13 protein-coding genes are annotated in these 14,307 nt (G+C 68.6%); 6 read left to right on the top strand and 7 right to left on the bottom strand.

The features are described from left to right. The first annotated feature begins 127 nt into the window (after positions 1 to 127). Both J0J01_RS27640 and J0J01_RS27635 read left to right on the top strand, forming a co-directional pair. On the top strand, positions 128 to 1,501 hold the full coding sequence (locus tag J0J01_RS27640; protein WP_296386725.1) for an MFS transporter: 1,374 nt from the start codon (positions 128 to 130) through the stop codon (positions 1,499 to 1,501). After that, positions 1,498 to 2,451, top strand: coding sequence for a tripartite tricarboxylate transporter substrate binding protein (locus tag J0J01_RS27635; RefSeq protein ID WP_296386721.1), 954 nt, complete (start codon positions 1,498 to 1,500; stop codon positions 2,449 to 2,451). Before J0J01_RS27640 ends, J0J01_RS27635 begins: the two co-directional genes overlap by 4 nt. A gap of 30 nt (positions 2,452 to 2,481) precedes the next feature. On the opposite strand, the gene J0J01_RS27630 is transcribed toward J0J01_RS27635, so the two are convergent. Both J0J01_RS27630 and J0J01_RS27625 read right to left on the bottom strand, forming a co-directional pair. After that, positions 2,482 to 3,417 (bottom strand): NAD(P)-dependent oxidoreductase, encoded by a 936-nt coding sequence (locus J0J01_RS27630; protein ID WP_296386719.1) that lies wholly within the window; start codon positions 3,415 to 3,417, stop codon positions 2,482 to 2,484. Positions 3,418 to 3,434: 17 nt separating this feature from the next. Then, entirely contained in the window at positions 3,435 to 4,226 is a 792-nt protein-coding gene (locus tag J0J01_RS27625; RefSeq protein ID WP_296386717.1) for a dienelactone hydrolase family protein, read from the bottom strand. A 35-nt stretch (positions 4,227 to 4,261) separates the two neighbouring features. On the opposite strand from J0J01_RS27625, the gene J0J01_RS27620 reads away from it, so the two are divergent. From J0J01_RS27620 to J0J01_RS27610, 3 genes are all read left to right on the top strand, one after another. Further along, complete coding sequence (locus J0J01_RS27620; RefSeq protein ID WP_296386715.1) at positions 4,262 to 4,594, top strand: EthD family reductase; 333 nt, start codon at positions 4,262 to 4,264, stop codon at positions 4,592 to 4,594. Positions 4,595 to 4,597: 3 nt separating this feature from the next. Next, positions 4,598 to 6,283: an amidohydrolase family protein gene (locus J0J01_RS27615; RefSeq protein WP_296386713.1), complete on the top strand. Its 1,686-nt coding sequence runs from the start codon at positions 4,598 to 4,600 to the stop codon at positions 6,281 to 6,283. A 116-nt stretch (positions 6,284 to 6,399) separates the two neighbouring features. Next, positions 6,400 to 6,876 carry a cupin domain-containing protein gene (locus J0J01_RS27610; protein ID WP_296386711.1) on the top strand — a complete coding sequence of 159 codons (477 nt, stop codon included), beginning with the start codon at positions 6,400 to 6,402 and terminating at the stop codon, positions 6,874 to 6,876. Positions 6,877 to 6,926: 50 nt separating this feature from the next. Here the strand turns inward: J0J01_RS27610 and J0J01_RS27605 are convergent, their stop codons facing one another. Genes J0J01_RS27605 through J0J01_RS27585 form a run of 5 tightly spaced genes read right to left on the bottom strand, consistent with a single transcriptional unit; the run spans position 6,927 to position 12,246 of the window. Continuing rightward, positions 6,927 to 8,978 (bottom strand): glycoside hydrolase family 2 protein, encoded by a 2,052-nt coding sequence (locus tag J0J01_RS27605; RefSeq protein ID WP_296386709.1) that lies wholly within the window; start codon positions 8,976 to 8,978, stop codon positions 6,927 to 6,929. Continuing rightward, positions 8,975 to 9,946, bottom strand: coding sequence for a DUF1839 family protein (locus tag J0J01_RS27600; protein ID WP_296386708.1), 972 nt, complete (start codon positions 9,944 to 9,946; stop codon positions 8,975 to 8,977). Before J0J01_RS27600 ends, J0J01_RS27605 begins: the two co-directional genes overlap by 4 nt. Next, a complete protein-coding gene (locus tag J0J01_RS27595) occupies positions 9,930 to 10,847 on the bottom strand; it encodes an amino acid--[acyl-carrier-protein] ligase (protein WP_296386705.1) in 918 nt (305 codons plus the stop codon). The genes J0J01_RS27600 and J0J01_RS27595 overlap by 17 nt, the downstream gene beginning before the upstream one ends. Continuing rightward, positions 10,844 to 11,986, bottom strand: coding sequence for an acyl-CoA dehydrogenase family protein (locus tag J0J01_RS27590; RefSeq protein ID WP_296386703.1), 1,143 nt, complete (start codon positions 11,984 to 11,986; stop codon positions 10,844 to 10,846). Before J0J01_RS27590 ends, J0J01_RS27595 begins: the two co-directional genes overlap by 4 nt. Beyond that, entirely contained in the window at positions 11,983 to 12,246 is a 264-nt protein-coding gene (locus tag J0J01_RS27585) for an acyl carrier protein (RefSeq protein ID WP_296386701.1), read from the bottom strand. Before J0J01_RS27585 ends, J0J01_RS27590 begins: the two co-directional genes overlap by 4 nt. A 39-nt stretch (positions 12,247 to 12,285) precedes the next feature. Between J0J01_RS27585 and J0J01_RS27580 the strand changes: the two genes are divergently transcribed. After that, positions 12,286 to 14,076 (top strand): alpha/beta fold hydrolase, encoded by a 1,791-nt coding sequence (locus tag J0J01_RS27580; RefSeq protein WP_296386699.1) that lies wholly within the window; start codon positions 12,286 to 12,288, stop codon positions 14,074 to 14,076. The last annotated feature ends 231 nt before the right edge of the window (positions 14,077 to 14,307 follow it).

Below are 14,307 nucleotides of genomic sequence, written 5' to 3'. Positions count from 1 at the left end.
TTGCAGCAGGCATATTCCGTTCGCCTGATTCCAGCCGAACGGAATATGCTCTAGCGTCGGTTGTTGCTTTGCGTGCGTAAAGCGGAGGTCGGAATCCAAAAAACATAGATCCTTGGGAGGATCGTTCATGGACGCGTCGCTCGAAGCCTCGACCATGCGTAAAGTGTACGTGCGTCTGCTGCCGTTCGCGGTGCTGTGCTACATCCTGGCGTACATCGACCGCATCAACAGCACCTTTGCCGCGCTCACCATGCGCGGCGACCTCAAGCTGTCCGCCGCCGAGTACGGCTTCGCGGTCGGGACCTTCTACTGGGCCTACTTCCTGTTCGAGGTGCCCTCCAACATCATCATGGAGAAGGTGGGCGCGCGCATCTGGATCGCCCGCATCATGATCACCTGGGGCATCTTCGCGGCGGCGACTGCGTTCGTCACCAACGAGACCTATTTCACGATCGCGTTCGGCCTGTTCGGCTGGACGGTCGACATGAAGATCACCGACTTCGCGATCGTGCGATTCCTGCTCGGTATGGGCGAGGCGGGCTTCTTCCCCGGACTGATCCTCTACTTCACCTACTGGTTCCCGGCCAAGCATCACGCCCGCATCGTCTCGGGCTTCCTGGTCGGGCTGCCGGTCGCGGTGGCGCTCGGCTCGCCGGTTTCGACCGCCCTGCTCAGCCTGCACGGCCTGTTCGGCTACAGAGGCTGGCAGATCATGTACTTTGCCGAGGGCTTCCCGACCATCGTGCTCGGTATCCTCTGCTATTTCGTGATGACCGACCGGCCGCAGCAGGCCAAATTCCTTACGCAGGAAGAGAAAGACTGGCTGACCGACAAGATCGCCAGCGAACGCAAGGCCAAGGAACAGGTCCGCGTCTACTCGATATTCGAATCGATGTGGAACCCGCGCGTGCTGCTGCTGGCGCTCAACTACCTCGGCATCGTCACCGCCAGCCTCGGCATGCTGTTCTTCATCCCGCAGATCATCAAGCAACTGGGCACCGACGTCAGCGACACCATGGCGATCATGCTGACCATGATTCCCTATGTCTGCGGCGGCATCGCCCTGGTGGTGTGGGGCCGCATCTCCGACCGCATGAACGAGCGACGCTGGAACCTGCTGCTCGCCTGCCTGCTGTCGACCGGCGGGCTGGTGATGGCCGGCCTCACCATGGGCACGTGGTGGGCGCTGGTCGGCATGTCGCTGGCGGCCATGGGATTCTACGGGTCGAAGGGGCCGTTCTTCGCCATGCCGCCGATGTTCCTGAGCGGCACGGCGCTCGCCGCCGGCATCGCCTGGATCAACTCGTTGGGCAACCTCGGCGGCGTCATCGGGCCACTGTGGGTCGGCATCATGAAGGACGCCACCGGCACTTTCTCCGGCGGCGTCTATGGGCTGGCGCTCCTGAGCTTCATCTCGGCGGTGGTGTGCTGGCTGTTCCTGCGCATTCCCGATCCGACGACGGCCGAGGACCGCAGCCGGCGGCTCGCGCCGGCGCAGTGAGGCGCGTCCTGCTCGCCTTGCTGCTCGCGCTGCCGTTCACGACGGTCGCGCGAGCCGAGTATCCGGAGCGGCCGATCCGCCTGATCGTGCCGTTCCCGGCGGGCGGCGTCACCGACGTGGTGGCCCGCCTCACCGCCGAGCGTCTGAGCGCCGAGTTCGGCCAGCCGGTGATCGTCGACAACAAGGCCGGTGCGGGCGGCGTGATCGCCACCGAGATCGTCGCCAAGGCGCCGGCCGACGGCTACACGATCCTGTTCACCACGCCCAACCACACGATCAACGCCGCGCTGCGCCGCGCGATGCCGTTCGACACCGAGAAGGACCTGACGCCGATCGCGGTGATCGGCCAGGTGCCGATGCTCCTGGTCAGCCATCCCTCGCTGCCGTTCAGGGACTACGAGGGCTTCGTCGCGTATGCGCGCCAGAACCCGGGCAAGCTCAATGTCAGCCATGCCGGCAACGGCACGCTGCCGCACATCACGATGGAGCTGCTGCAAGTCAAGGAGCGGATGCGGGCGACCCACGTGCCGTATCGCGGCGCCGCCCCGGCGCTCGCCGACCTGGTCGCCGGCCAGGTCCAGGCCAAGCTCGACACCTACACGACCTCGGCGCAGTTCGTCGCCGACAAGCGGCTGAACGCGCTCGCGGTCACCAGCGACCGGCGGCTGAAGCAGCTTCCCGGCGTGCCGACGGTGATGGAGAGCGTGCCGGGCTTCGAGGGCTATCTGTGGATGGGCCTGCTGGCGCCCGCCGGCACGCCCCAGTCGGTGATCGACAGGCTCGCCGCGGCAGCCAAGCGCGCGGTCAAGCGGCCCGACGTGCAGGCGCGCTTCGACAAGGATGCGGTCGAGCCGGTCGGCACCGGACCGGCCGCGTTCAAGGCCCTGATCGCCCGCGAGATCGCGCAATGGCGCGAGCTCGCCAAGCAGGCCGACATCAAGCTCGACTGATACTTCCTCCCCCGTCATACGGGGGAGGTGTTATGAGTTCGAGTCGGCGCGCAGGATGGCGCGCAGGTCCTCCGGATCGACGGCGATCTTCACGCCGGCACGCTCGGCTTGGAGGATCATCGACGAGCGTGAATCGCGCGCCTGCCAGCCACGGCCCAGCGCCTCGGTCATCTCCTCGAGCGTGAGGTTGGCCAGCCGCATCGGTACGCCCATCTCCTTGCCGACCTGGGTGGCGAGCGACACGTCTTTGTGGGCGAGCTTGAGCGCGAACCGCGCCGGGTCGTAGTGGTTGGGCAGAAAGTGCTCGGCCAGCGTATCGAAGGTCCGCCGCCGGCCGTTGGCGCCCTGGCGCACCGCCTTCCACAGCAGCAGCGGATCGACGCCCGCCTTCACGCCCATCGTGAAGCACTCGGCGAGCGCGGTGTTGACCATGTAGCCCGCGAGATTGTGCACCAGCTTGGCGACCGATGCGGCGCCGACATCGCCCATGTAGAAGATCTGGTCGCCCATCGCGTCGATCACCGGGCGGTACTTGCTGTAGCTCGGCTCGTCGCCCGAGATCCACAGCGCCATCTTGCCCGAGGCCGCGCCGGCCGGGCCGCCGCTCACCGGGCTGTCGAGCAGGTGCGCGCCCTTGTCGGCGAACAGCTTGTGCAGGCGGCGGATCACCGTCGGCGAGTTGGTCGACAGGTCGAACAGCGCCTGGCCGCGCTGCATGCCCTCGATCAGCCCGTTCCTGCCGGCCGCCACCGCCTCGAACTCCGGCGGGCCGGGCAGCGAGGTGAACACCACCTCGGCCGAAGCGGCGACGTCGCGCGGGCTTGCCGCCCATTCGGCACCGTTCGCGATCAGCTTCTCCGCCGCCTCGCGCCGCAGATCGTGCAGCACGAGCTGGTGCCCCGCCTTCTGCAGATTGTTGGTCATGCCCGAGCCCATCAAACCGAGCCCGATGAATCCGACCCGCATCGTTTCCTCCGCCACTGTTACTTCAGGTACTTGTCGAAGAAGGCCCGCGCGCGTGCCTCGGCGTCGGGGCCGGCCACGGGATTGTAGGCGAGCCGATGGCTCTTGCCGTCGGCCACCGTGATGGTGCGGTCGCCGACCGCGCGGTTGTCGAAGCTGTGATAGGCGTTGGGATAGTAGACTGCCTCGACCAGCGCCGGCTGCGCGAAACCCGCCGCCTGCAGGCGCCGGCAGTCCTCGGCCGGCGTCCAGTCGTCCCTGTCGCCGATCAGGATCAAGAGCGGCACCGCGACGGTGCGGTCGAATTGCGTCGAGCACGCCGGATAGTAGGCGACCGCGGCCCTGAGCCCGCGCTGCGCCAGGCCGACGTTGGCCTGCACGGCGCGCATCGTCGTCCAGCCGCCGTGGCTGTGGCCGATCAGGCCGATGGTGTTGCGCTTCACGAACGGCTGGGCGTTCAGCCAGTCGAGCGCGCCCGCGACGTCGGTGACCCGCATGCCGCCGGTCACCGCCCGGCCGCGGCCGCACACGCTCTTCTCGCCGCGTGGCCCGAAGGAATCGGGCGCGACCGTCACGTAACCCCAGCTCGCCAGCAGCCGGCCCCAGCCGTTGGTGTGCTCGGAGACGCCGTTGCAGGGATGGGCCAGCACCATCGCCGGGAACGGCCCCGGCCCGTCCGGCCGGTACAGCCAGCCGGTGATCTCCGGCCCGGCCGCCACATTGCCGACCGCGACCGAGGGGAAGCGCACGGTCTCGGCCCGCGCCCCGCCGGCGGCGAGGACGAGCAGCAGGATCGCGAGGGCGCGGCGCATGGCCCATACTAGGGGCCAAACGGGAGACCCGCCAAATGATCAAGACGGTCGGCCTGCTGACGCGCAAGAACGGCTGGACGCACGAGCAGTTCGTGAAGCACTGGGTCGAGAGCCATGCGCCGCTCGCCCACAAGGTGCCGGGCCTGCGCCGCTACGTGCAGAACCACATAAGCGGAGAACGCACGCGCGCCGACATCGAGACGACGGCCGTCGAGATCGACGGCATCGCCGAGCTGTGGTTCGACGACCAGGCCGCGCTCGAAACGGCATCCCGCACGCCGGAAATGAAGGCCCTGCATGCCGACGGCGCGCTCTTCATCGGCGGGATCAAGACCTATATCGTCGAGGAGAAAGTCATCGTGGAGTGAGCCATGCTCGACCTCGTCATCAAGGATGCGGAGATCTTCGACGGTACGGGCGCGAAGCCGGCGCGCGGCGACCTCGGTGTCCGCGACGGCCGGATCGTCGAGATCGGCCCGAGGCTCGGCGCGGCCAGGGAGACGGTGAAGGCCGACGGCCTCGCGCTGGCCCCCGGCATCATCGACGGCCACACCCATTACGACGCACAGATCACCTGGGACCCGTTCGTCGATCCCTCGCCGGCGCTCGGCGTCACCACGGCGGTGCTCGGCAATTGCGGCTTCACCATCGCGCCGTGCAAGCCCAAGGACCGCGACCTCACGATGCGGCACCTGACGCATGTCGAAGGCATGTCGCTCGACGCGCTGCGCGCCGGCATCCGCTGGGGCTTCGAGAGCTTCCCGCAATATCTCGACATGCTCGAGACGCAGGGCGTCGGCCCCAACGTCGCCTGCTATGCCGGGCACTCGGCGATCCGCACCTTCGTGATGGGCGAGGACGCGACCGAGCGCACCGCGACCGACGACGAGATCGCTGCGATGGCCAGGATCGTGCGCGAGGCGATGGCGGCGGGCGCCGTCGGCTTCGCGTCCTCTACCGCCGAGGCGCACAATGGCGAAGGCGGCACGCCGATGCCCTCGCGGCTCGCCGACGACAAGGAGCTGCGCGCGCTGGTCCGCGCCATGGCCGACAGCGGCCGCGGCCTCTACATGCTGACCAAGGGCAGCATGACCTCGATCCCCTATCTCGAGGAGATCGCGGCGGAGACCCGGCGCCCGGTGCTGATCGCGGCGCTGTTCCATTCCAACACCAACCCGACGCGCGCCTTCACCACCCTCGACGAAGTCAACCAGGCACGCGCGCGCGGCCGCCAGCTGGTGGCGCAGACCTCGCCCTGCCCGCTCAGCATGGATTTCACCTTCAAGAGCCCGTACCTGTTCGAGAGCATGCAGGCCTGGAAGCCGGCGATGGCTGCGCACGACCCGGGCGAGCTCGAGAGGATCTACCGCGATCCCAACTGGCGCGCGACCGTGCGCAAGGAGCTCGAGGAGCGGCGCGGCCGGCTGCTGTTCGACAGCGAATGGCACAAGCTGTTCGTCGTCGAGACCGCGAAGGAGGAGAACCGCAAGCTCGAGGGCGCGACCCTCGCCGATCTCGCCAAGCAGAGCGGCAAGGACCCGCTCGACTGCATCCTCGACATGGCGCTGTCGGAAGACCTCGGGACCTTGTTCGTGGCGCAGCTCCTGCACAACGACGACACCGAGGTCGGCAAGATCCTGGCCGATCCCGACATCCACATCTCGCTGTCGGATGCGGGCGCGCATCTCACCTTCTTCTGCGACGCCGGCTTCGGCCTGCACCTGCTCGGCCACTGGAGCCGCGACTTGGGCGTACTCGACCTGCCGCAGGCCGTCCATCGCCTGACCGGCCAGCCGGCCAAGCTGTTCGGCATCCAGGATCGCGGCCTGCTGAAGGAAGGCCAGGCCGCCGACCTGATGCTGTTCGACCCGGCGACCGTGGCCCGCGGCCCCAAGCGGCGCGCCCACGACCTGCCCGCCGGCGCCGCACGGCTGACCGCCGGCGCGGTCGGCCTGCACGGCGTCTGGGTCAACGGCTCGCAGGTGGCCGACGCCAAGGGCTTCTGCGCCGATCCCAAGAGCCGACCCGGCCAAGTGCTGCGCCATTTCGCAGCCTGACGGCGTCTACCGAAACTTCCCGCTTCGGCGGGAAGCGTCCGATATCGATGGGACAGGACTTTCTCGCGAATCCCGTCGACTCGCCCCTCCCCCTCGCGGTGTTAGGATACCGTGCCATGGATAAACCCCGCCTTCCCGCCTTCGACCCGAAGGACCTGATCGAAAGCAACGCCACCGCCTATCCGGCGATTTTCAAGGCCGACAACAGCCGGCGCTGGAACCGTCGATTGGGCGACCATGTCGGCCTCACCAACTTCGGCGTGAACCTGACCCGGATCGAGCCGGGCGCGCAGTCCTCGGCCCGCCATGCCCATGCCAGGCAGGACGAGTTCATCTGGGTGGTCGAGGGCGAGGTCGTGCTGGAGACCAGCGAGGGCAGCCAGACGCTGCGACCCGGCATGTGCGCGGGCTTCGCCGCCGGCTGCGGCAACGCCCATCGCTTCGTCAACAAGACGGACAAGGACGCCGTCATCCTAGTGGTCGGCGACCGCACGCCGTTCGACGAGATCACCTATCCCGACATCGACAACCATGCCAAGGCCGGCGCCGACGGCAAGTACGTGTTCACCCGCAAGGACGGCACGCCGCACTAAGGCCGGTCAGGTCGCCGATCGGCGTGGTCGGCGCCGCGCGCCGATGCCACTCAGCCCGACTTGAAGTGGGAGTGACTCTCCGGCGACGCAAGGACCGGAAAATGCACCGCGCGCGCCCATTCGCCCAGCGACACGATCGTTACGTCCAGCGGCGGCGGGCCGAATTTGTAGGCCCAGGCGATGTCGAAGAACGAGCCGATCAGCTCGGCCGAGCTCAGGGTCTGGTTGCTGCGCGGCGGCAGCTCGACGTCGCGCTCGCGGCGCATCACCACAGCGCCGTCCTTGAGGCAGCGCAACGAGAGCCGGGCCCGCACCGTCCCAGCCGTCTCGTTGATCAGATGGATGCCGAGCCCGTTCAGGCCCTCGTCGGTCAGCGCCACCTGCACCGGCCGGAAGGCGCGACGCAGCGCATGCCACGCGGGCTTGGGAGCGCCCGAAGCATCGATCACACCCCAGCCCGCGCCGGGCACGAAGTCCTTCAGCATCCAGACCAGCGCCCCCCGGCAGGACGAGCCGGCGCGACGCCATTCGGCGATCGTCGCCTCCATGACCGCGCCGGGCGCGGCACGCATGGCCTCCGGCGCGTCCGACCCGAAGAGCAGTCGCGCATAGTGCCGGGTGACATCCTCGAAATCCCAGTCGGCGCCGCGGTCGCGCGGCGCCGGCCACGACGGTTGAGCGCTTGCGGCGTCGGGCAGGTTGGCGAAGGCGAGACACTCCGACGTGAAGCGCACGTTGGCGCGACGAGCATCCTCGAGCGTCCGCCTGTAGGCGCCGACGCCGTAGTAGTGCGAGATGCCGGTGTGGGTGGAGAACGGCAGGTCGCCGCCGACCGGCGAATGCGGCACGTAGGGCACGTCGGGCCGCAGCGCCGCGACGGCGGCCGGCAGGATCTCCTCGTAGAGCGGGCCGGTCCACAGCGCCGGCGGCAGGCCCATCATCGCCACCTGCTGCGCCACCTCGCTGCCGCCGCACAGCACGGCGAGCGACGGATGCGGCCGCGTGCGCCGCAGGAACTGCGCGGCCTCCTGCTCGACGCTGGCGCGAAAGGCCGGATCGGCGATCGGATAATCCATGTTCGCGAACATGAAGTCGTGCCAGACCAGCAGGCCGAGCTCGTCGCACAGCGCGAAGAAATCGTCGCTCTCGTAGGTCATGGTGCCGCCGACGCGGATCATGTTCATGTGCGCCTCTTGCGCCAGCGTCAGCCACGGCGCCAGCCGCTCCCGGTCGCCCGCCAGCGAGACGAGGTCGGCGGCGCTCCAGCAGGCGCCGCGGGCGAAGATCTTCACGCCGTTGACCACCAGGGCGAAGCCCTTGCCATCGCCGTCGCGATCGACCGCGATCGAACGGAAGCCGGTACGGCCGAGATCGATCTCGCCCGCGGCCGTCCGCAGTTTCACGGCATGGAGCGTCGGCGTACCATACGTGTGCGGCCACCACTTCTCGACTTTCGGCAGCCGCAAGGTGCCGGTCAAACGGTCGCCGTTGCGCACAAGCGGCGCGCGACGGTCGCCCACGACCATCTCGGCCTCGCCGTCGAGCCGCAATGACACGTCGAGCACACCGTCATCGCCATCGAGCGTGGCACGCAGGTCGACATCGAGATCGCGTTCCAGCAGCTTGATCGGCCGCCACGGGCCGACGGCGTGGACCGGTGGCTGCCATCCCGTCATGTGGCCGAGCAAGGTGGTACGCACGAGCCGCAGGGCGTTGTTCTCGACGATCCTGGTGCGCCAGCGCGCCCGTCCCTTGCGGCTCTCCAGCGCCTTATCGAGCGAGCGGAAAGCGATCAGCAGCTCGTTGTCTTCCCGCAACTCGACCTCGATGTCGTGGCGGAGGAACATGTTGTCGGAGTCGAGGATCTTCGCGCCGTTCAGCCAGACCTCGGCGATGGTCGCCAGCCCCTCGAAGCGCAGGAGGCGACGGCCGGTGCCGGGAAAGCGCGTGCGGTACCAGACGTCCTTGTCGTGCAGGGGCGTCGGCGCCGTAGCCTCGATCTTGAGGGCCTCGGCGGCGGTGCCGGGGACGGGTGCGGCGATCCAGCCGTCGACCGGCATCGGCGCGCCCGGAGCGGCCAGCGCGAGCTGCCACTCGATCAAGGATACTGCGCGAGGAGCGCCGTCATGATCCGATCATAGTCGGCTTCGATCGAGTCAAGCACAAGCTTGGCCGGATCGAAGCGGCGGCGGTTGGCCATGCGCGCGAGCTGGAACTGGATCGCCTTGGCGCCCTCGGCGATGCGCCGCGCCGCCGCCGCGGCGTCGGCCAGCGCCGGTTCGGCCAGCCAGTCGAGATAAGTGCCCAGCATCTCGAAGTTGGCGCCGAGCTGGCGCGGCAGGTTGAAGGCGTAGAGATGGAAGTAGTCCATGTCGCGCGCCGCCAGCGTCGCGAGATGCTTCGGCAGTGCGGCGCGCCAGGCCGCGATCGGATTGCTTCTCGGCCGATGCCGCAGATGCGCGTACAACAGGTCGATCGAGCAGTGCCGCAACGCCTCGCCGGTCAGCGCCTCGCCGTCGCGCTTCACGAACTCGACGTAGGGGAACAGGGTGTCGGGAGCCGGCGGCTTGCGGAACAGGCCGTCGTAATCCTCGCCCGACAGCTCGTGGTAGCCGGTGTTGTGGAAGTAGCCGAAACGGCGATTGGCGCGGTCCAGCGCGATCGCCGCGACCGTCGTCTTCACATGCGCCTTGCGATAGGCCGGGCCGGCATCGGGCAGCCAGTGGCTGTCGACCTCGATCAGCACCGGCCGGCCGCGCTCGAGCTGGCCGAGCGTGTGGCTTTCGACCGTGTCGTAGATGGCGAGCTCCTGCACCGCGAGGCCGAACAGGATCTGCAGGTCCTCGAGCGGGAACTTGAAGAAGGTGAAATGATCGCCCTCGAAGTCCTGGAGCACGGTGAAGGCGAGCGCCGCCTCCGCCGGATGGCCGAGCGCCGGCAGGAGCTCGGCCCAGACGTCGACGTAGCAGTTGGTCTCGAGCCAGATGCGATCGTCGGTGTGCAGCAGCCGCGGCGTCCAACCGGCCTCGCTGAGGCCCAGGAGGTCGGCCGAGTCAGAGCCCGAGGACATCCCGTACCTTCTGCGGCCACCGGCCGACCGCCAAGCCGTGGTGCTTGAACAGCGCCAGCGTGATGCGCTCGACACCGAAGCCGACGCAGGCCGTGTGGGCCGTCGCGCCGTCCGCCGTCTCGATCTTCCACGCCTGGCCGAACAGATCGCGATGGTAGTTGAAGCTGACGCAGGCCGTCGGGTGCTCTGTCGCGTGGATCGGCACCAGAAGCTCGAACTTCAGGCTCTCCTCGCGCTGGCTGGCCGCCAGCAGGCGGCCGGTGCGGCCGAAGAACGGGTCGTTGGCGATGTCTATTTCGAACGGCAGGGCAAAAGAAGAGACGATCGCCTGGCCGCGCGCCTTCCATTTCTCGCGGAAGGCCAGCGCCTGGTCCTCGCTGCCCAGCCGCACATGCTCGCGCTGGCGGAACATCTGCATGCGCGCCGGATCGACCGAGGGCTCATGACGGAAGCAGTAGGTATAGCAATCGACCAGCGCGCCCTCCGCCCCCAGGCGCCCACGCGCGCCGATCGCAGGGTAGACGCCGTAGCAGGCGGCCGGTGCCAGCGCGACCTCGGTGGTGCGCTGGTTCGCGGTCCAGTCCTCGCCCTTCGCCAGAGTGTCGAGCATGGCGCGATGATCGGAATCGGAGCCGGTGAAGCTGTGCACCGTGCCGACCAGGTGCGGCGAGCTCTTGAGGTAGCCGCTCTGTTCGAGCTGCCATTTGCCGATGCCGGGCGGGAAGCGCATGACCTCCGGCCGATCGGCATCGCCGACCGCGCCGACCGCGCGGTTGATGCCCTCGACCACCGCCTCGAAGGTGCCGCTGCGGCCGTACAGGCCGTCGACGCCCATCGAGATCAGCAGGCCGTGCGCCAGCAATTCGTCGCGGTAGGCGCGATGCAGATCGGCCACGGTCATAGCAGGTCCGGGTCCTCGCGCAGCGCCATCAAGAGCGTGCCGGTGTTGGCCAGGATGCGGTCGTTGTTGACCATCAGGGCCGCCGAATGGGCGTCGCGCAGGTGCCGGCCGAGGCTGTAGGGCGAATCGTTGCGATAGCCCGCCAGGCCGCAGATCAGCAGTGCGTGGTTGATCACCTGAACCGCCATCTGCGAGCTGCCGACCTTGAGGTTGTTCATCGCCACCGCGAAAGGCATCGACAGCAGCTCGTCGGGCGAGGCGGACGCGGCCTCGAACTGGCGCAGCGCCGCCACGACGTTGGAGCGCATGAGCTGCAGCAGGCTCGCCGCCTCGGCCAGCCGTGCCGGCGGCGTGCCGTTCTTCTTGCGCGCCTCGGCCCGCACATAGGCGCGCGCCCGCGCCACCGCGTTGGTCGCGATGCCCGACCACAGCGCGCTCCACACCAGGTGCGAGACCGGCAGCATGGTCTGCGCCGAGACCTCGGCATAGGAGACCGGGAGGAGCTGCGCCATCTCGCCGGTCGCCTTGAGGTGATAGCCGTTGGAGCAGGTGCCGCGCATGCCGAGCGTGTCCCAGCCGCTGTCCTGCTCGAGCACGCAGCCGGCCTTCGGCACCACCACGATCACCTGGTCGGAGGCCGGCGAATGCGGCGTCTTCCGCGCCGTCACCAGGATGCCGTCCGAATCGGCGCCGTAGGAGATGACCGTCGCCTCCTTGGCGAGCGCGAAGCGGTCGTTGGTCTGCTCGATGGAGCAGATGCTGGAACGCACGTCGCCGCCCACTCCCGCCTCCGAGGTCGCCGAGGCGAGCAGCAGCTGGTCGCCGGCGAGGCGGCGCAGGAAGGCGCGGTGCCAATCGGTGCCGCCATGGCGGACGATGCAGGCGACCTGGATCTGGTGCATGGCATAGATCATCGCCGTCGCGGCACAGTGCTGGCCGAGCGCGTGGCAGATCGCAACCGCGTCGGCGATGGTCCCGCCCGGGCCGCCCGCGCTCTCGGGCACCAGCAGGCCGAGCAGCTTCTCCTGCTTCAGGGCGGCGATCGCCTCGCCGGGAAAGCGCGCGTCGCGGTCGACGTCGTCGGCATGCCGCTCCGCCACGCCACCCACCGCGCGCGCCGCGGCGAGCCACTGGCTCATGCCGCTTCCTTCACGCCGATCTCGGCCAGGGCCTCGGCCATCGCGTAGACGCTGGAGAAGGTGCGGCGGCGCAGCAGCCGGTCGGGCAATTCGACATCGAACGCCTCCTCCAGGGCCAGCATCAGGTTGACCGTTGCATGCGAGCTGAGGCCTGCTGCGTACAGGTCGGCATCGTCGGCCAGGCCGTCGATGTCGACTTGCAGGTAATCCGTCCCCTTGAGGACGGCGCGGATGCGGGCTCGGACCGTACTGACTGACATGATCGACACGATTTCACGGTTTCCTACTGAGCAGAAGTCGTGATACAATTATATCGCAATTGCGATGAAAATTCCAGTGCCGGCGGGGAGCCCGACACACTGACACCGGTTGGTTTCAACGGCTGCTTCGGCTGGTTCCATGGACCAGGCGAAAGCAGGCAGAGGGAAGTTGCGGTCCTCATCTGCTCGGGCGTGATGCGCGAGGCATCGCTCGCCTATGCCTCTGTGCGCCTGCTCGCCCAGGATCTCGCGGCGGCGGGCTATCCGACGCTGCGCTTCGATTATCCCGCCGCCGGCAACTCGCTGGACGGCGATCTCAACCAGACGGGACTGCATTGGACGAGCTGGCAGCGCAGCATCGACGGCGCCATCGACTGGCTGCGCGGCGTGAGCGGCGCCCGGCGGGTCGTGCTCCTGGGCTTGGCCACCGGCGGCGCGCTCGCCACCCTGGTCGCGGCGGCGCGGCGCGACGTCGCGGGCCTGATGCTGTTCGAGCCGGTGATCGTCGGCCGCAGCCACATCCGCCAGCTGATCCTCGAGGGCGACCTGCAGCGCGGCGCATCGATGCCCCGCGAGCTTGGCCTCGAGATCCGCGAGAATCGCTTCGGCTCGCTCACCGTGGCGCAGATCGGCGAAACAGACCTGCGCGAGGTGGTGCCGCCGGCCGACATGACGGTCGCGATCTTCGCCCGCCCCGAATCGAAGGCGGCAGACGACTGCGCGCGCGCCTGGAGCGGCCGCGGCGTCGCCGTCACCCGCGGCGGCTTCGACGGCCTGGAGGCGCTGGTGCACCAGGAGCTGCTCGACGAGGTGCCGCTCGCCGACTTCACGCCGGCCATCGCCTGGCTGAAGGAGGCGGTGCCGCCGGCGCCGCCGTCGATGGCGACGATCGACCTGCCGGTGTTCGTGCTGCAGCCGCCCGGCTGCATCGATACGCCTCTGCGATTCGGCCCGGAAAACCGGCTTTTTGGCGTGCTCTGCCGGCCCGAGCGCGGCACCCCGACCGACATCGTGCTGATCCCGACCGGCGGCCGAGAGCCGAGCTACGGCGCGGCACGGCAGAACGTCGTGCTGGCGCGGCGGCTGGCCGAGGCCGGCATCGCGTCGTTCCGCTTCGACTTCGCAGGCATCGGCGACAGCGCCGGGCCGCCGGGCAAGGAGCGCGTGCTGAGCCACGCCTTCACCGACCGCGCCGCCGACGTCAAGGCGGCGGTCGATACCCTGGAGACGCTGGGCTTCAGCCGCTTCGCCATGCATGGGCTTTGCCTCGGCGCCTTTCATGCGCTGCATGCGGGCGCGGTCGAGCCGCGGGTCTCGGCGCTGGTGCTGATCAACCTGCCGGTGTTCATGGTCCCCGCCTCCAACGCGCTGGGCCAGCTCGAGCAGCGCGGCCGCTCGGCCGGGCACTATCTCGCCAAGCTGCTGCGGCCGAGCAGTTGGGGCAACCTGCTCGGCGGCCGCTCGAACCTCGCGGCGCTGCGGCGCGCGGCGCTGTTCCATCTGCACAGCCAGACGGTCGGGCGGCTCGAACGCCTGGCGCAGCGGGCTGGCCTGCGCTCGACCAAGAGCTTCGCCCATCGCGCCATGGCGACGCTGTCGCAGCGCGGCGTGCGTACGCTCTACCTCTTCTCCAACGGCCCGGAGGACATCGAATCCTTTGCCGCCGAGTTCGGCGCCGACGGCGCGGGGCTCGCCGCCTATCCCGGCGCCGAGATGCGCATCGTGCCCGGCATGGATCATTCCCTGACCATCACCGCCGGCCGGGTGCCGGCCGAGACCATGATGGTCGAGTTCGTCCTCGCCGGGCGGCCAGCGTCGGACGGGGTGTAATTTGTATCGCATATAACGTGCAATTGTATCACATGTACACGCCCGCAGCCTGAGCATCGCCAGCACAGGTTTGTCTAAAGGGTCTAGCAGACTGCTGAAGAACTCCTCACTGCGGAGTTTTTGGCCTTGGCGGGGCCCGATCACTGGAAAGTCTGGCGGCGTCAGGTGATCTGTCGATCCGTGGGAGCCGGGTCAGGCGGCCGTGAGCTTGGGGATTCGAACCAGATTGTA

This window comes from Reyranella sp. (assembly GCF_017305915.1).
Classification (GTDB): Bacteria; Pseudomonadota; Alphaproteobacteria; order Reyranellales; family Reyranellaceae; genus Reyranella.
The sequence above is the reverse complement of the archived record's forward strand: the minus strand, read 5'-3'. Positions and strand labels throughout refer to the sequence as shown.